Origin of the sequence: Comamonas composti DSM 21721, assembly GCF_000429845.1 — a bacterium.
GTDB lineage: Bacteria > Pseudomonadota > Gammaproteobacteria > Burkholderiales > Burkholderiaceae_C > Comamonas > Comamonas composti.
Genome location: NZ_AUCQ01000017.1, coordinates 40,198 through 57,565 on the forward strand (window position 1 = coordinate 40,198; position 17,368 = coordinate 57,565).

Below are 17,368 nucleotides of genomic sequence, written 5' to 3' on the forward strand. Positions count from 1 at the left end.
GTCAGGCCTTGCCGGGGGCCGGTCTGCGGACCCTGGCCTGCCCGAGGGCCGTGCGCCAGCGCAGGATGAAGTCGTTGTAGGACGCATTGTCCAGCGGGGCTGCAAGCTGCGGGCTCAGGGCAATGGGGCGTGCGCGGTCGCCGAGCTGCTTGAGCAAGACTGCCCTGGTGGTCTCGCCCTCGGCATCTGCGCGCAAGGCATAAAGCCCGGCAGACCGGGCCATGAGCGATTGGCCGCGCCTGGATAGCAGATAGTCCAGCCACAGGCGGGCTGCGTTGGGATGGGCGGCCTTGCTGTTGATGAGCAGGACACGCGAGGCGATCAGCGTGTAGTCCTGTGGGTAGAGGATGCCCAGCGTGGGCCGCTTGCGTGCCTGTGCCAGCGTGTAGGAGCCCAGAAGGTTGATGCCCAGACTGGCCTTTCCGCTGGCCAGCTGGCTTGCCTGAGCATCGGTGGTCAGCACAAGCCGGGTCTGGCGCTTCCCCAGCTCCTTGGCCATGGACCAGAAGCTGTGAGCGTCGGCGGCCTCATCCTGGGCGGCAAGAAAATAGCCTATGCCTGACTTGAGAATGTCATAGCTGACTGTGCGACCCTGGTTGTGCGCCAGCCAGGAGGCCAGCTCCTTGTGGCTGCGCGGCGCCCGGCTGGCGGGAAGCGATGGCTTGTGATGGGCAAACACCACGGGCTCGTAGGTCGTGGACCACAGCCTGTCCTGCCATCGGGCCCAGTCCGGGTAATGGCTTTTCTCAGGGGAGTCGTAGGGCTGGGCGTGGCCGGCTGTCGCCAGCGCCGCCATGTGGTCCATGGCCGAGCTCCACAGCACATCGGCCGAGGCCCGGCCCAGCTGTCTTTCGGCAATGAAGCGGTGGTACAGCTCGGTACTGCCAAGGTCTTCGTAATCGACGGCGATGCGCGGATAAAGACTTTGAAAATCTGCGACCAAGGGCGCTGCCACAGGCTTGTCGGTGTTCGTGTAGATGCAGAGCCGGCCTTCGTCCTCGGCCGCTCTGACCAGTGCTATATAGGATTCGGGATAGCCCGGAGGAGCCTTGGCTCGCGGTGCATAGTCGAGCAAATTATCAGAATCGGCTGCCAGCGAAGGCCCGGCCAGCCATGGGGCAGAGCCCAGGAGCATCAACTGCCCGAGGGCAAGGCGGCGCGAGGAAGGCTTTGGGGGCCGGGTCATGCGGCACTTCCCATCAGCGGAATCACGCCCAGGGCCAGCGTGGCCACAAGCATGACCATGGCGGCTGACAGTGCCCACAGCAGCGTGAATCGCTGGTGGTCGCCGAATTCCACCTTGGCCAGGCCCACGAGGAGATAGGTCGAGGCCACGAGGGGACTGAGCAGATGCACCTGCTGGCCGATGAGCGAAGCGCGTGCAATCTCTGCATGGCTGATCCCATAGACCGCCGCCGTCTTGGCCAGAATGGGCAAGATGCCGAAGTAGAAGGCATCGTTGGAGATGAAGAAGGTAAAGGGAATGCTCAGCAAGGCCGTGACAACGGCCATGTAGGGGCCGACCTGCTCAGGCACCATGGCGATCACGCTGTTGGCGATGGCATCGACCATCCTGGTGCCGGACAGAATGCCCACGAAAGCGCCTGCTGCAAAGATCAGCGACACCACAGGCACGATATTCACTGCGTAGGCTTCGATGCGCTCCTTTTGCTGGGCCGGGCTGGGATAGTTAATCATCAGGGCAATCGCTGAGGCCACCAGGAACAGCACCTGCAGCGGGACCACGTCCATGACCAGTAGCGTCATCAGGGCGACGGTGAGCAAGGTATTCGCCCACAGCAGCTTGGGACGTGCCAGGGCGGGGTGCTGGTCCGTGACAGAGACGGCGACGTGGGTTGCCTCGCTTGTGCCGTCATCCAGGCGGAGGGTGCCAAGACGCCGGGTTTCGCGTCGTCCAAGAATGAAGGCCACAAAGGTGCACCAGAGGCCGGTCAGGAGCATGGGGCCGATCATGGGGACGAAGACCTCGCCCATCTCCACGCCCAGCACACTGACGGCACGTGCCGTGGGGCCTCCCCAGGGGAGTATGTTCATGAGCTGGCCGGCCATCATGGTCACGCAGGCCAGCACCAGGCGATTAATCCCCAGGCGCTGGTACAGCGGCAGCATGGCGGCGCAGGTGATCATGTAGGTGGTGGAGCCGTCGCCGTCCAGAGAAACCCCGGCGGCCAGCAAGAAGGTGCCCACGACGATCTTGGTCGGGCTGCCTCCCACCAGGCGCAGCACCAGCCTGACCACAGGGTCGAACAGGCCGGCATCGATCATCACGCCGAAATAAAGAATCGCAAACATCAGCATCACGCCCGTGGGCGCAAGCTTTTTGATGCCGTCGAACATCATCGGGCCCAGCTCCATGCCAAAGCCGGCCAGCAGACCAAAGAGTATGGGAACGAGAATCAGCGCCACCATGGGTGACAGGCGCTTGGTCATGATGAGCACCATGAACGCGACAATCATGGTGTAGGCGAGTGCGGTCAGCATCGACAGGTCTCCGTTATTGTTCAAAGGCCTTGGCTGGCCTTTTTTGAAATGGAGCGGGATGTTAGCGCAAACTCTCGCAATGCGATAAATGAATAAAAAGATTTCTGAGCCATGTTGTCGATTTTTCTTGTCACTTTTCCATTTTTTGCGCTGATCGCATGCGGGTATTTGAGCGTTCGGCGTGGTTTTTTGCCACAAGCTGCGATTCCTGGACTGAACGCTTTTGTCCTGTATTTCGCTCTGCCCTGCATGCTTTATCGGCTGGGGGCACGCACGCCGGTGGCGCAGCTGCTCGATCTCCAGGTCGCGGGGGTCTATGCGCTGGGTGCGGTGATCATGTTGGCGCTGACGCTGGTCCTGTTGCGTGCACGTCTGGGCTGGAACAATGCGGCCTTTGCAGCTCTGGTCGCGGCCTTCCCGAACACCGGCTTCATGGGCGTGCCCATGCTGGCGGCCCTGCTGGGCGAGCACAGTGCAGGCGTGGTCATTGTTTCCATGGCGGTGGACATGGTGTTCACAAGCTCGCTGTGCATTGCCTTGTCGCGGCTGGAGGCGGCGGGCGGCCATGGCGCCATGGTGGCGCTCAGGCAGGCTTTGAAGAGTATGGCGGCCAACCCCATGCCCTGGGCGATCGTGCTGGGCGGTCTGGCATCGGTCGGAGGATGGAGCCTGCCTGGCCCCATGGAGGAAACGGTGGCCATGCTGGCCGCAGCAGCTTCGCCCGTGGCCTTGTTCAGCATAGGAGCTGTGCTTGCGCGCTCACAAATGGAGAGCGCTGAACGCCTGCCCGTGCGCGATTACCTGCCCGTGGTCGGGTTCAAGCTGCTGCTCCACCCCCTGCTGCTCTGGTGTCTTGCGCGCCTGGCGCAGGCCCTGGGTGTTGAGCTGGAGCCGCAAACAGTGCTGGTGCTGGTGCTGCTGGCGGCTCTTCCAAGTGCCAGCAATGTCGTGCTCTTGACAGAGCGTTTCGGAGCACACAGCGGCCTGATCGCACGCATCATCCTGGTCTCGACGGTGCTGGCCTTCGTCAGCTTCCCGGTGATCGTGGCGAATTCGGTTTAATCCTTTTGATCGGGCAGTCACGAGCGCTTGCCTACAATTTCGCTGATGTTTCTTTTTGTGATCTACACATGACTTCGACCCCCCGTGCTTTTTCCATCATGACAGGGCGTCGCATGCTGTGGGCGGTGAGTGCGGCCTGCCTGCTCTGGGCTCTGGTGTCCTGGCTGTCCAATGGCAACCTGGACAGCTATCACGACATGCTGGAGAACTATGTCTGGGCCCAGCCCCTGCAATGGGGCACGCACAAGCATCCGCCGTTCTTCGCCTGGGTCGTGGGCCTGTGGTTCATGGTGTTTCCGCAGACCGACGGCTTTTACCGTCTGCTTTCCTATGCCAACGTGGGCGTAGGCATCTGGGGTGTTTACGTGCTGGGGCGTCGTCTGGGCATGGCCCGTCTCGCGCCTCTTGGTGCGGCCTTGCTGCTGTGGACCTTCCCCTACACGACACTGGCGGGCAAGTTCAATGCCAACAGCCAGCTGCTGTCGCTATGGCCATGGGCTGCAGCCCTGCTCATCGCCAGCTGGCAGGAAAAGGGCGTGCGCGGCTTCTTCTACAGCCTGGGCCTGGGGCTGGTGGCCGCTGCCTGCATGCTCAGCAAGTACTACAGCGGCGTGTTTCTTGCCGGCTTCTTGCTGCCCATCTTTCTGTCATCTGTGGGGCGCCGATGGTTGCGTACCCCGCGCCCCTATGTGGCCCTGATTTCCTTTGGCCTTTTCTTGCTGCCACATCTGCTGTGGATGGCTCACCATGACTGGGCAACCCTGGGCTATGCGATGGAGCAGGGTGATGGTCATGTGGTCTGGAGCTATATAGGGCGCTTCATTCTGTCGCCGATTTTCTACTGGCTGCCGGCCTGGCTGGCCGTCTGCCTGCTCTATGGCCTGGTGCATGCGCGCCAGAGTGGACTCTCACGTCTGCGTTGCTGCATGGGCTTTCTGCGCCGCAGCTGGGGCTGGCAGGGCCCGGACGATCCGCTGTTCTGGCTGGCCTTTGCGCCTTGGGCCCTGACCCTGGTGTTTGGCATTACGGGTGTGGTCGAGCTGTCCACGCCCTGGTCGATTCCCATTGGCTATGCCTTCGTGCTGCTCTGGCTGCGCAACCTGCACCTGCAAGCCCCGGAGGCGACGGATGCCGTCCTGGCGGCGCTCACGCGGGCCTGGTGGCCCAGCCTGGTGCTGGTTCTTGCCCTGAGCCCGGTGGCTGCCTGGATCAAGGCCAGTGACAGCCGCGCTGACTATTACCGGCCTGCGTCTGAGGCTGCACATGCGATTGTCCAGTCCTTCAACCAGCGCCACCCCGAGCAGCCCTTGCAGTGGGTCGGCGGAGACTGGGCAGAGAACGCGATGCTGGCGTTCTACGCCCAGCCGCGTCTGCGTACGGTGCCTGGTCTGCCCGATGGTGGGCGGGCGTCCGTGCTGGCCCCGCTGGACTGGAGGCATCAGGCCGGCCTGCTGCTGTGCCCGCGTGGGCCGGTGGGCGAGGCGCCAGGTGTGACGCCGCAGTCGGCCGAATGCGAGGCTCAGGCCAGAGAGTGGCTTGCGCATCGCGGCCAGCCCCCCGAGCCGCATGTGCTCACCCTCAAGCGCCAGGGCTGGCGCTTCCCGCTGGCCCGCAACTATGCTTATGCCGTGTTTGACGTCATGCCGGACGCAAACCGCTGAGGCCATGAGAACCTATGGACTATGACCGACTTGCACGCTGACGTGACTCCAGCAGCCCCGATGGGCACTCTGCCCAGGGCGCCATTGCGGCTGAGCTGCGTGGTGCCTGCTCATAACGAAGAGGGCAATCTGGAAGCCTTTTTGCGCGCCCTGAGCCAGGCCGCGAGCGCGCTGACACCCGATTACGAAATCATCGTCGTGAACGATGGCAGTCGTGATGCCACGCACGACATTGCCATGCGCCTGACCAGGGAGCTGCCGCTGCGCTATCTGGCGCTGTCGCGCAACTTCGGCAAGGAGGCTGCTCTGTCTGCAGGCATTGACCATGCACGTGGCAATGCGGTGCTGCTCATTGACGCCGATTTCCAGCACCCCCTGGAAATGCTGCCCCAGATGTGCGAGCTATGGCTTGCGGGCTATGACATGGTCTATGGCGTGATTGCCGATCGGGCCGGGGAGAGCGGCGCCAAGCGCATGGGCACCAATCTGTTTTACCGGCTCATGAACGCAGGCAACCTGGTGAAGATTCCGCCCAACGCCGGGGATTTCCGCTGGCTGGACCGCAAGGTGGTCGATGCGCTCAAGGCCTTGCCCGAGAGCAATCGCTTCATGAAAGGCCTGTATGCCTGGGTGGGCTACAAGACCGTGGCCTTGCCGTTCGTGCCTGCCGACCGGGCGGCTGGTGCATCGAGCTTCAACTTTCGCCGCTTGAGCGCACTGGCCTTGCTGGGCCTGACTTCATTCACCACCTTGCCGCTCCGGGTCTGGAGCGTGGTGGGCGGTCTGATCTCACTGGGTGCCCTGGCCTACGGGCTGTGGATTACCGTGGAAACCATACTCTTTGGCAACCATTTGCGCGGCTGGCCCACGCTGGCCGCGAGCATCATGCTGTTCTCGGGCGTCCAGCTCATGTCCATCGGCATTCTCGGGGAGTATGTGGGCCGTGTTTACGACGAGGTCAAGCGGCGGCCCACGTATCTGCTGGCGCGTGATGAGGACAGCAGCCCTCTGGGCGAAAAGGATTAGGCCATGCAGGCCTTGATCAAAAGGCTGCGCGGCCTGCCTCAGGGCCTGCAGTTCATCTTTGTCGGCGGCTGTGCTGCGGCCGTGCACCTGGCCGTGGTCGGCCTGCTGGTGCAGTTCGCAGGCATGCAGCCGTTGCAGGCCAATGTGCTGGCGTTTCTGGTGGCCTTCGTGGTGAGCTACAACGGCCATGTCTTGCTGACCTTCTCGCGCGCCGGCGTTCATGGAAGGGCGGCACTGCTGCGGTATTTCACCGTGGCCTGTGCGGCGTTTGCGGCCAACGAGCTGCTTTACTGGCTGGCCCTGGATCAGCTGCGCTGGCATTACTTCTGGAGCCAGGCGCTGGTGCTGGTTCTCGTGGCGCTTGGTACTTTCGTGAGTGCCAAGCTCTGGGCTTTTTCCGCGCCAGGGCGCAAGGAGGCGGGATGAGCGCGCAGCCCGTGAAAAGCATTGCCCTTTGTGCCGACGACTATGGCTTGCATCCGCTGGTGGATGAGGCCGTGCGAACGCTTGCGCAGGCCGGCCGGCTCTCGGCCACCAGTTGCATGAGCACCGCCCCAGGATGGAAGCTGGCAGCCAAGGGGTTGCAGGACCTGCGCGGGCGCCTGTCGCTGGGACTGCACTTCAACCTCACCGAAGGCCATGGCGTGCAGCCCGATCAAAGCATAGGCAGCGTGATTGCCCGCGCCTATACGGGACGGTTGGGACGCATCACCATGGTCCATGCGCTGGAGCATCAGCTCGATGCGTTTGAGGATGCTCTGGGCATGCGCCCGGATTTCATCGACGGGCATCAGCATGTGCACCAATTGCCGCAAGCCAGGGCGGCCTTGGTCGAGGTCATGCAAAAACGCTGGGGCGATGGCCCCGGGCCCTGGCTGCGTTCCACGGCGCCCGCTGGCCGCCTATGGCGCGAGCCCAAGGCTGCCGTGATCGCGCTGCTGGGCGGCTGGAGCAGCACGCGCCTCATGCATCGCAAGGGCTTTGCGCATAACCGGGGCTTTGCAGGTGTCTATGGCTTCGATGCTGCAACACCGCAAGATTATGGTCGGCACATGCAGCGCTGGCTGGCCGAGGTCGGGCATGGAGCACTCATGATGTGCCACCCCGCAGCAGCCCCGGTCGACGGCGATGCCATAGGCCGGCAAAGAGCCGTGGAATACGCCTACCTGGGCTCCGAAGATTTTTCCCAGGCGCTCACGCAGTCGAATTGCCTGATCACCCAGGGGCCGCTGACTTGGCTGTTCGCCGGCTCTTGAGTCAAGCCCACCCCGGGATTGCACGGCGGCCAGCTTTGCGGCCGCCGTCATCCGCGCCTATAGCTCCAGAAAATCTGCGAGTGGCTCGGTGACCTCCTGCTTCATATTGGGAACATCTACGCTGCCGCGTTGGAGCGCAATCGGGATGAGTTCAAAGCGATGAGCCGCAGCTTGCACCGGGGTGCAAGCAAGGGCCAGCGCGAAGAAATCGCCCGATTTTGCTCCAACCCTTGGGGCCAGTGCCTTTGCGGGCGGTCTACAGCGTTGCGAATCCTCGCAATAGCACGGCTATTGCTGCGGTATCGCGCCTTGCATCCCATCCCGCACAGACACTGGCGCGGCGCCGAGGAGATCGTAAACACGCTCTTACGGAGCGATGGGTCACCTCTGCCTGAGCCGGCCAGCCGTTTGCCCACCGGCACCTTGGCCTCCGTCTAGGTCGTGCTGTTGAGTGCACTGGCGTCTGTGCTCGCAATCGTCGCGGACGAAATTCATGCTTGCATGGGTGTTGCAAAAAAGTGAGCGTGAAGCGCCTTCTGGACAAGCGCTACAGGCATGAAATGCCGAGTTTTTACTAGATGGCCAGTGGATCGACATCGATCAGCCAGCGCACCAGGGACTTGTGTTCGGGCTGGCTTCTGAGCCAGTGCAGATGGGCCTGCCAGGCCCTGAGAAAGTGCTGCAGGGCCGGGCGGCTTGCCGATTCGATGAGCATTTGCGCGCGCTCCACATTGGCCACGCGCTGGATGGAAAGCGGGATCGGCGGATAGAGAAACACCTGGTCCAGATGCGGCAGGCCGGCTGCACGCGCGGCCTCCTGCGCGGCGCGCAAAAAGCCCTGGGCGCTTTCCTGGCTGCGGGCGTCGGCACGCACCAGGGCCTGGTAGGCAAAAGGCGGCATGCCCGCATCACGGCGCTCCCCCAGTTGCTGGGCCGCGAAGGCGGGATAGTCGTGTTCGCGCAGCGCCGCATAGACCGGATGGTCGGGGTCATGGGTCTGAATCCACATCTCGGGGCGGCTGCTGCGGGCCTGCACATAGAGCGCGTCGCGCCCCGCACGGCCTGCGGCCTGCATGAGCAGGCAGAACAGCCGCTCGGGCGCTCGGTAGTCGCTGGAGAACAAGGCGTTGTCGGGATCGACCGCAGCCACCAGGGTGATGCGCCTGAAGTCATGGCCCTTGGCGACCATTTGCGTGCCCACGAGCACGTCCACATCGCCGGAGTGCACCTGGGCCAGCTGCTGCTCCAGAGAACCCTTGGCGCGCGTGGTATCTGCGTCGATGCGGGCCACGCGCGCGGGCTCGCGGTCGGGGCGCTGCACATTGCGCAGCAGTCTGGCGAGTTCTTCCTCGAGCTGTTCCGTGCCCTTGCCCAGCGGCAGGATGTCGGGGTTGCCGCAGCCGGGGCAGGTGCGCGGCACGCGCTGGGTAAAGCCGCAGTGGTGGCAGCGCAGCGTGCGGTCGGCCTTGTGAAACACCTGGTGGGCGCTGCAATGCGGGCAGTCGCTCTTGTAGCCGCAGTCGCTGCAAAACAGCACGGGCGCAAAGCCGCGCCGGTTGAGCAGCACCAGGCTTTGCTCGCCGCGCTGCACGCGCTCGGTCAGGGCTGCGATCAGGGCTGCGGAGAACACGGTCTTGCGCGGCTGCTGGCCCATGTGGACCACGCGCACCTGCGGCAGGGTGGCCGCACCGATGCGGCTGGGCATGAGCAGTCGCAGGTAGCGCCCGCCCTGCGGGTCTGTGCTGTCGGGCGGGCGGCTTGCATGCCAGCTTTCCAGCGAAGGCGTGGCGCTGCCCAGAATGATCTTGGCGCCCGCATCGCGGGCCCGCCAGATGGCCAGGTCGCGTGCCGAGTAGCGCGCGCCTTCCTGCTGCTTGTAGCTGGCGTCGTGCTCTTCGTCGACCACGATCAGCGCCAGCCCCGGCAGGCTCGCAAACACGGCCATGCGCGTGCCCAGGACGATGCGGGCCCGGCCTGCATGTGCGGCCAGCCAGCTCTTGAGCCGCTGGGGCTGGGTCATGCCGCTGTGCATGCTGACGACGGCTGCCTCGCCGTAGAGCGGCACAAAGCGCTGTCTGAAGCGCTGTTCCAGCTGGGGCGTGAGATTGATCTCGGGCACCATGACCAAGGCTTGGGCCTGCGGGTCTGCGGCGAGGGTTTGCTCGACGGCCTGTAGATAGACCTCGGTCTTGCCGCTGCCCGTGCTGCCGTAGAGCAGAAAAGGCCCTGGCTCGGCCTGGATGCGGGCGAAGACCTGGGCCTGCTCGGTACTCAGGGCCAGCGGGGGCTGGGCTGGCGCACAGGCCTGGGCCAGGGCCGCCGTTGAGCTTCGGGTCTTTTTGACCGTCTTGGGCGGCTGGAGCCTGCGTGCCAGCTGGGCGGCCGTCATATCGCGCAGCTGCGGGGGCAGGGCCGTGACGGCGATCTCGCCGAGGCTGCGCTGGTAGTACCGGGCGGCAAAGCGCACAAGCCGGCGCCAGGCCGGGTTCATGGGGGCAATGCCTTCGAGCACGCCGGCGATGGGCCGGAGCTCGAAAGTCTGGGGTTCGGGGCTGGAGGGGGCGTCCCAGACCACACCCAGCAGCTCGCGCGCACCCAGGGGCACGCGCACCAGAGTCCCGGGTTCTAGCGCCTGGGCACAGGCATAGCTCAGCGGTTCACCGACTGCGCTGTGCATGGGCGTATGCACGGCGACATGGACGGTATGCGGAAACTCGGCGGACATGGAGGCTGCTGTGTGCAAGAGGCGGGGCGGCAAAGTCCCCAAGCATAAGCGCAGGTCACAGGCAAGCCGGGATGGCCTGCTTCACTGCTTCAGCGCATCTCCTTCGTTTTTGTGGATAACTTTGTGGAGATGCTCTGTCCCAAGGCGTTGACTTTCTGGGCGTTTACTGCATGGGCCCCTCTTTGCTCCATCTCGTGCTATAGAAAAAGGTATTGAAAAACAAGGGTTTGAGTTGATTTGTCAACGGCTTGTGCGCAAGGGTGACAAGTTTTGTCGGTCCTGGGCTGCTATTGGCGGCCTGTGCATAAGAAGATTTCCCTATACCCATATCTCAGCTCCCAAGCCTGGGGATTGGCCTCAAATGGCATGAATTTCCGGGGGAAATGGCCGCAAATTCAGCGCTTGCGCAGATTCTGGGCGCTGCTTCTCTGCATTTTGTGGATAACTTTGTGCGCAGCAGGGTGCTCGCAGGGCTGTCGAGGCGAGAAAGGCAGGAGGCCTTGCGGGCCTTCTGCCTTTCTCGATCCGGGCTGCCGGCCCTTGGAAGCGTGTTGACGGGCTCAGGCCTGGCGCATGGCGCGCGACTGGCCGTGCACGGCTTCGACCAGGGCCGATACATGCTCGGGCGGCGTGAACTGGCTGATGCCGTGGCCCAGGTTGAAGATGTGTGTCGGGCCTGTGGTGCTGCGGTCGGTATGGGGCTTGCCAAAGCTATCGAGCACGCTGCGCACCTGCTCGGCAATGCGCTCGGGTGGCGCGAACAGCACATTCGGGTCGATATTGCCCTGCAGCGCCTTGCCCGGGCCGCCGGCCTGGCCGCCCACGATGGCGCGGGCACGGCCCAGGTTGGCCGTCCAGTCCAGGCCCAGCACTTCGCAGTCGAGCGCGTTCATCTCTTCCAGCCAGATGCCGCCGCCCTTGGTGAAGACGATGCGTGGCACATCCTGGCCATCCGTGCCGGTGCGCTTGAGCTGCGCCAGCACGCGCCTGGTGTAGGCGAGGCTGAATTGCTGGAACATGCCGTCGGCGAGCACACCGCCCCAGCTGTCGAAGATCATCACCGCCTGGGCGCCTGCGTCGATCTGGGCATTCAGATAGGTGGCCACGCTGTCCGCGTTGATCTCCAGAATCCGGTGCATGAGGTCGGGGCGCGCATACATCAGGCTCTTGACCTGGCGGTAATCGTCGCTGCCCTTGCCTTCGACCATGTAGCAGGCCAGGGTCCAGGGGCTGCCCGAAAAGCCGATCAGCGGTACGCGGCCGTTCAAGGCGCGGCGGATGCTGGTGACGGCGTCGAACACGTAGCGCAGCTTGTCCATGTCGGGCACGGCCAGTGCGGCCACGGCGGATTCGTCGCGTACGTTCTGGGCAAAGCGCGGGCCTTCGCCCTCGGCAAACGACAGGCCCAGGCCCATGGCGTCGGGCACGGTCAGGATGTCGCTGAACAGGATGGCCGCGTCCAGGGGAAAGCGCTCCAGCGGCTGCAGCGTGACTTCGGTGGCGTAGTCCACATTCGTGGCCAGGCCCATGAAGCTGCCGGCCTTGGCGCGCGTGGCCTTGTACTCGGGCAGGTAGCGACCGGCCTGGCGCATCAGCCACAGCGGCGTGTAATCGGTAGCCTGGCGCCGGCAGGCGCGCAGAAAGGTGTCGTTTTGAAGGGGGGCAAAGCTCATGGTGGGGCATTGTCGCCGAGACGCATGCGTTTGCCGCCTGAACCCGAGCGGGTCATGTGTTTTGCCCTTCTCCTGGCGCAGCCTGCGGACGCCAGGGGAAGGGGGGCGGGATCAGTCCAGCTTGATGTGGTTGGTGGAGATCACACGGCTCCATTTGCTGCGTTCGCTGCTCACGAACTGCTGCATTTGTGCGGAGCTGCCGGGCATGGGCTCGACGCCCATGGTCGAGAGCCTGGCCTTGGTACGGGTGTCGGAGAGCGCGTATTGCAGCGCATCGCTGAATTTCTTGACCACCGCGTCCGGGCTGCCCGCCGGCACCACGATGCCTTGCCAGGCATAGCCTTCGAAGCCCTTGAGTCCCTGCTCCTGCAGCGTGGCCACCTGGGGCAGGGAGTCGATGCGCGCAGGGCTGGCCACGCCTATGGCCTTGATCTTTTTTTCGGAGAGAAAGGGAATCGCCGTGGCGCTGTCCACCCACATGGCCGGGATCTGGCCGCCGATCACGTCCTGCACGGCCGGGGCCGCGCCGCGGTAGGGCACATGGGTCATGCCGGCGATGCCGGTCTGCTCGCGAAACAGCTCGCCCACGAGATGGTGGGGGCTGCCAAGACCGGCCGAGCCCCAGCTCACGCCGGCCTTTTGCTGCTTGGCCCAGGCGATGAATTCGCCGAGGTTGCTGGCGGGCACGTCGTTGTTCACGGCCAGCAGCATGGGAAAGCGCACCAGCATGCCCACGCTCTTGAAGTCGCGCTCGGCGTTGTAGCTGAGCTTGCTGAACAGGAACGGGTTGGCGGCCAGGGTGGCGAAGTCGGCCGTGAACATCAGATGGCCGAAGTCGCGTGAGCGTGCGCTGTACTCGGCCGCGATGTTAGTGCCCGCGCCGGGCTTGTTGTTGATGACGATGACCCGGCCCAGCCTGTGGCCCATGGCCTCGGCGATCACGCGGGCGACCACGTCCGAGCCGCCGCCGGCCGCATAGCCCACGACCCACTCCAGGGGCTTGTCCTGGGCCAGGGCGGGGGCCGAGCAAGCCAGGCCGGTCAGGGCCAGGGCGGCCAGAAATTGTTTGCGCTGCATGTTTGTCTCCATGGGTTGTGACGCTTGTCTCGTCCGGCCTGGGTCGAGCGTCCGGGTGGCGTGGTTGGGGTGAGTGAGTGGTCTGCAGAGCGCAGGAAGTCGGCGCTCAGGCCGTGGCATGCACGGGCGCTGCAGGAGTGAGGGCTGCCAGCCCGGTGCCGGCATCGGCAGCCGGCTGCGCCGCGCTGGCGCGTGCCAGTTGCAGTGCGTGGCACAGAATGTCCTGCCGGCCGATGTGGTTGGCCAGCAGCAGCACCAGGCGCGCATTCAGCGCATGGCTTTGTTCGCAGTCAAGCCCCTGGTGGGTGGCGATCAGGGCTTCGTAGAAGTCGTCGCAGGCTTGCAGGTTGGGGGAGGTGATCAGCTGCATGGTGACATCTCATCCTTTGTCAAAGTGATCCATTGCGCATGCCACTGGCGCGCTCCAGCGCGGCCAGTACCCGGGGCTGGTCGGGCTGGCGCCAGCGTGCGCAGACATGCTGGTCGGGACGCAGCAGATAGCTGGTGCCGGGGCGGGCGTCGAGCCGGCTGGCGGCCAGGCCCTGGGCGTCGATGAGATCGGCCACGGGTGCATGGGCCTCGCCGGGGGCGGCGATGGACAGGTTCTTCAGCGGCAGCGCGCGCGCCCAGGCTGGCGTGGGGCCGAAGTGCAGCAGGCTGAAGTCCGGCCCCAGCGCGCGCAGCAGCCAGACGGCATGGCCCTGGCCGTCCTGCATGGGTGCATCGCTGAGCACGGCGCCCGGCACCTGACGGCCCTGGAAAGGTTCGCCGTCGGGCGTGTTGAGCGCGGAGCCGTGCAGCGTGGCGGGCACGGACAGGCGGCCGCTGTTGACGATCTGGCGCGCAAAGCCATGCTCGCGCGCCAGGCCCAGCACGGCGTTGCGAAACAGCAGGCTGATCTCGCTCTTGGGCGTGATGAAGTCGGTGGCGCGCGTGGAGTTCTTGATGTTCTCGTCGGCCGCGTATTCGCGCTCCGCGCCATAGGTCTGCACGAGGCCGGCGCCGGCCTGGCCGCGCAGCACGCGGTCCAGCTTCCAGGCCAGGTTTTCCGTATCCTGCACGCCGCTGTTGGCGCCGCGTGCGCCGAACGGCGAGACGCCGTGCGCGCTGTCGCCCGCAAACACCACGCGGCCGTGTACGAAGCGCTCCATGCGCAGGCAGGCAAAGGTGTAGACGCTGGCCCATTCCAGCGAGAAATCCACCTCGCGGCCCAGCAGGGCGCGTATGCGCGGGAGGATGTTCTCTGGCCTTTTCTCGGTCTCGGGGTCGGCGTCCCAGCCCAGCTGGAAGTCGATGCGCCAGACATCATCGGCCTGGCGGTGCAGCAGCACGCTCTGGCCCGGGTGAAAGGGCGGGTCGAACCAGAACCAGCGCTCGCTGGGAAAGCCGGCCCGCATCTTCACGTCGGCGATCAGAAAGCGGTCGCGAAAGATGCGGCCATGGCTTTCCTGGCCCAGCATGGAGCGCAGGCCCGAGCGCGAGCCGTCGCAGGCCAGCACCCACTGGGCGTCGATGCGGTAGCGGCCCTCGGGCGTCTCCACCGTGAGCTGGGCGCCGTCTTCATGCGGCGCCAGCCCCACGACCTTGTTGTGCCAGCGCAGCTCGATCAGCGGCAACTGCAGCGCGCGCTCGACCAGGCAGGCCTCGGCGTAGTACTGCTGCAGGTTGATGAAGGCCGGGCGCTCGTGGCCGGGCTCGGGCAGCAGGTCGAACTGGTAGAGGGCCTGGTCCTTGAAGAAGACCTTGCCCAGGTTCCAGGACACGCCCTTGTCCACCATGGCCTGGCCCACGCCCAGGCGGTCCCAGATCTCCAGCGTGCGCTTGGAAAAGCAGATGGCGCGCGAACCCATGGAGAGCTTGCCGTCGTTGTCCAGCAGCAGCACGCGCTGGCCGCGCTGGGCCAGGTCTATGGCCAGCGTCAGCCCCACGGGCCCGGCTCCCACGATGACCACGGCATGGCTTGCGGGTGCGGCCAGATCCTGGTCCGCATGGCGGCGGTAGGGAATCTCCAGCGCCTGTATCTCGGCACCGCTGCCACGCAGCGCCTGCAGGGGAATCGCGGGGGTGGACATGGCTGGTGAACCTCTTTTTTAATAGCTGCTACCGCTTGATGAATAAAGATTTCAAGTGCTTTTCATGCTGAAACCAAGGAGCAGCAGGCGCAAGCAGCTCCTTTATTTTTCAAATCACCTTGACGGCTTGCCACTCCAGAAAAAGCCGGACCACCTTTTGCGCCAGCGCTTCCCCAAAGGGACGAGAGAGCAGGGCAGGGAGCGCAGCGCCTAAAACCGGCAAGACCCGGACGCTTGTATCTGCTCAGCCCTCCAGTGCCATCCACATCTCCCGGTCCCGTTCGGCCGTCCAGATGCGCGGGTCGGCATGGCCGCTGGCCTCGTCGTAGGCGCGGGTCACATCGAACGGCATGCAGTGGTTGAAGATCACCCAGTGGCCGTACTTGGGCTGGAGCCTGGCAAAGGCCGCTTCGTAGACCTTGCGCAGGTCCTGCCTGGCATCGGCCCCGGCCTTGACCTCGGCCCAGAGATCGCTGATGAAGGCGCGCGTGCCTGCAAGACCGGCCTGCACAGCGGCCGGTGTCTGCAGGGCCGCGCCGCGCCCGGGAACCAGCTTTTCGGGCTGGAGGGCGGCAATCGCATCCAGGGTGCGGGGCCAGTCCTGGAAGTAGGCGTCGCCCGCATAGGGCGTGGCGTCGAACTCCACGAGATCGCCGCTGAACAAGACCTTTTCCCCGGGCAGCCAGACCACGGTATCGCCCTTGGTGTGGCCGCGACCCAGTTGCAGGAGCTGCACCTCCAGCTTGCCCAGCCACAGCGTCATCTTGCCCGTGAAGGTCAGGGTCGGCCAGGTCATGCCCTCGGGCACGCTCTCCACGTTCTGGAAGAGGCGCGGAAAGCGGCCTATCTCGCTGGCCTTGTCCTGCTCGCCGCGCTCCACGATGAGCTCGTAGGTGTCCTGGCTCGCAATGATGTGCTCGGCGCCATAGGCTGACGCGCCGAGCACGCGCACCGCGTGGTAGTGGGACAGGGTCACGTACTTGATGGGCTTGTCCGTGACCTCGCGTATGCGGCGTATCACGTCCTCGGCCATGACGGGCGTGGCCTGGGTGTCTATGACCATGACCGCGTCATCGCCGATGACGATGCCGGTGTTGGGGTCGCCCTCGGCGGTATAGGCCCAGGCATGGGGCGAGAGCTGCTCGAAGCTGACTTTCTTGACCTCAAGATCGGCCGCAGAGGCGAAGGTCTTGGTGCTCATCGGGGTGAGTCCTTTGATTTAAACGAATGAATTCGCTTTTGTTGAATTTCTGAATGCTAGATAGAAATTCAACAATAAACAATCAATTTGACATAGTGAAAAACCCGGAGTGAGCAAGGGTGCAAGGCCTGGGCTCACAATGCGCCCATGCCCGAGACATCCGCTTCCGCTTCTGCCGCCGGTCTGGCTGCCGGCCCACTCCTGGTTTGTGAAGACGAGCCCGTGCGTGCGCCGCGCGGCATCCAGAGCGTGGAGGTCGGCGGCCAGCTGCTCAAGGTGCTGGCGCGCACGGGTCGGCGCATGGCCTTGAAGGACCTGGCGCGCGAGGCCGCCATGAGCCCGGCCAAGGCCCATCCCTATCTGGTGAGCTTTTGCAAGCTGGGCCTCATGGAGCAGGACCGGGCCAGCGGCCATTACGGCCTGGGGCCGCTGGCGATACAGCTGGGCCTGATCAGCCTGCAGCAGGCCGATCCCGTGCGCCTGGCGGTGGCCGACCTGCCGGACCTGGCCCAGGAGCTGGGCTATACGGTCTCGGCCGCGATCTGGAGCCCGCAGGGGCCGGTCATCATTCGGGTCGAGGAAGGCCCGACCCATGTCTATGTGGCCATGCGCCATGGCACGCCGGCCTCGCTGCGGCATACGGCCACGGGCAAGATCTTCGCGGCCTTCGGGCCCGCCGCGCGCATCGCGCCGCTGCTGCAGGCCGAGGGCTACAGCCTGGAGGAGAGCGCCTTCGCGCATGAGCTGCAGGTCATACGCGCGCAGCATCTGAGCCATGTGGAAAACCAGCTTCTGTCCGGCATCAGCGCGCTGGCGGCTCCGGTTTTCGACGGCTTCGGCCATCTGGTGCTCGCGCTGGCTGCCATAGGCCCTTCGGTCACGCTCGACGTGAGCCCGCAAGGGCAGACCGCGCAAAAACTGCAGGCCCAGGCGCGGGCTTTGTCGCTGCGTCTTGGGTATGGCGTTCCTTGCTGACGGTCTTTCCGCCCGATGCTGCAAGGCCCATCGGCCTTTGGGGCTGACACAGAACTGTTACGTAACCGTCGTCCATATTTCATTTTTGCTTTGCAAAATGCCTGGGTGCAGGCAAGTGGCAAAGGCTGCGGGCTGTGC

General features: G+C 64.7%; 14 protein-coding genes. 6 read left to right on the plus strand and 8 right to left on the minus strand.

Going from position 1 to position 17,368, the window contains the following annotated elements:
- Position 1: 1 nt before the first annotated feature.
- Positions 2-1,186 (minus strand): ABC transporter substrate-binding protein, encoded by a 1,185-nt coding sequence (locus G486_RS22185; protein WP_051303459.1) that lies wholly within the window; start codon positions 1,184-1,186, stop codon positions 2-4.
- Complete coding sequence (locus tag G486_RS0111870) at positions 1,183-2,502, minus strand: CitMHS family transporter (protein WP_027015732.1); 1,320 nt, start codon at positions 2,500-2,502, stop codon at positions 1,183-1,185. Before G486_RS0111870 ends, G486_RS22185 begins: the two co-directional genes overlap by 4 nt.
- Before the next feature lie 111 nt (positions 2,503-2,613).
- On the opposite strand from G486_RS0111870, the gene G486_RS0111875 reads away from it, so the two are divergent.
- The 5 genes from G486_RS0111875 (at position 2,614) to G486_RS0111895 (ending at position 7,507) form a co-directional block, all read left to right on the plus strand.
- Positions 2,614-3,564 (plus strand): AEC family transporter, encoded by a 951-nt coding sequence (locus G486_RS0111875; RefSeq protein ID WP_027015733.1) that lies wholly within the window; start codon positions 2,614-2,616, stop codon positions 3,562-3,564.
- Between the two features lie 68 nt (positions 3,565-3,632).
- On the plus strand, positions 3,633-5,225 hold the full coding sequence (locus G486_RS0111880) for a glycosyltransferase family 39 protein (protein ID WP_027015734.1): 1,593 nt from the start codon (positions 3,633-3,635) through the stop codon (positions 5,223-5,225).
- A 21-nt stretch (positions 5,226-5,246) separates the two neighbouring features.
- The gene (locus tag G486_RS0111885; protein WP_027015735.1) at positions 5,247-6,251 is read left to right on the plus strand and encodes a glycosyltransferase family 2 protein; all 1,005 of its coding nucleotides are present in this window, start codon (positions 5,247-5,249) and stop codon (positions 6,249-6,251) included.
- Between the two features lie 3 nt (positions 6,252-6,254).
- Entirely contained in the window at positions 6,255-6,677 is a 423-nt protein-coding gene (locus tag G486_RS0111890) for a GtrA family protein (protein WP_027015736.1), read from the plus strand.
- On the plus strand, positions 6,674-7,507 hold the full coding sequence (locus G486_RS0111895; protein ID WP_027015737.1) for a ChbG/HpnK family deacetylase: 834 nt from the start codon (positions 6,674-6,676) through the stop codon (positions 7,505-7,507). Before G486_RS0111890 ends, G486_RS0111895 begins: the two co-directional genes overlap by 4 nt.
- A gap of 574 nt (positions 7,508-8,081) precedes the next feature.
- On the opposite strand, the gene priA is transcribed toward G486_RS0111895, so the two are convergent.
- The 6 genes from priA to G486_RS0111925 all read right to left on the minus strand — a co-directional run bounded on the left by priA (position 8,082) and on the right by G486_RS0111925 (position 16,255).
- Positions 8,082-10,232: a replication restart helicase PriA gene (gene priA, locus G486_RS0111900; RefSeq protein WP_027015738.1), complete on the minus strand. Its 2,151-nt coding sequence runs from the start codon at positions 10,230-10,232 to the stop codon at positions 8,082-8,084.
- Positions 10,233-10,792: 560 nt separating this feature from the next.
- Positions 10,793-11,905, minus strand: coding sequence for a uroporphyrinogen decarboxylase (hemE, locus tag G486_RS0111905; protein WP_027015739.1), 1,113 nt, complete (start codon positions 11,903-11,905; stop codon positions 10,793-10,795).
- A 111-nt stretch (positions 11,906-12,016) separates the two neighbouring features.
- Positions 12,017-12,982 (minus strand): Bug family tripartite tricarboxylate transporter substrate binding protein, encoded by a 966-nt coding sequence (locus G486_RS0111910; RefSeq protein WP_027015740.1) that lies wholly within the window; start codon positions 12,980-12,982, stop codon positions 12,017-12,019.
- 106 nt (positions 12,983-13,088) lie between these two features.
- A complete protein-coding gene (locus G486_RS0111915) occupies positions 13,089-13,352 on the minus strand; it encodes a DUF2783 domain-containing protein (protein ID WP_027015741.1) in 264 nt (87 codons plus the stop codon).
- A 19-nt stretch (positions 13,353-13,371) separates the two neighbouring features.
- The gene (locus G486_RS0111920; protein WP_027015742.1) at positions 13,372-15,054 is read right to left on the minus strand and encodes an FAD-dependent oxidoreductase; all 1,683 of its coding nucleotides are present in this window, start codon (positions 15,052-15,054) and stop codon (positions 13,372-13,374) included.
- Between the two features lie 244 nt (positions 15,055-15,298).
- Positions 15,299-16,255, minus strand: a complete 957-nt coding sequence (locus G486_RS0111925) for an MBL fold metallo-hydrolase (RefSeq protein ID WP_027015743.1) — start codon at positions 16,253-16,255, stop codon at positions 15,299-15,301.
- A 147-nt stretch (positions 16,256-16,402) separates the two neighbouring features.
- Between G486_RS0111925 and G486_RS0111930 the strand changes: the two genes are divergently transcribed.
- Positions 16,403-17,230, plus strand: a complete 828-nt coding sequence (locus G486_RS0111930; RefSeq protein ID WP_027015744.1) for an IclR family transcriptional regulator — start codon at positions 16,403-16,405, stop codon at positions 17,228-17,230.
- Positions 17,231-17,368 lie beyond the last annotated feature (138 nt).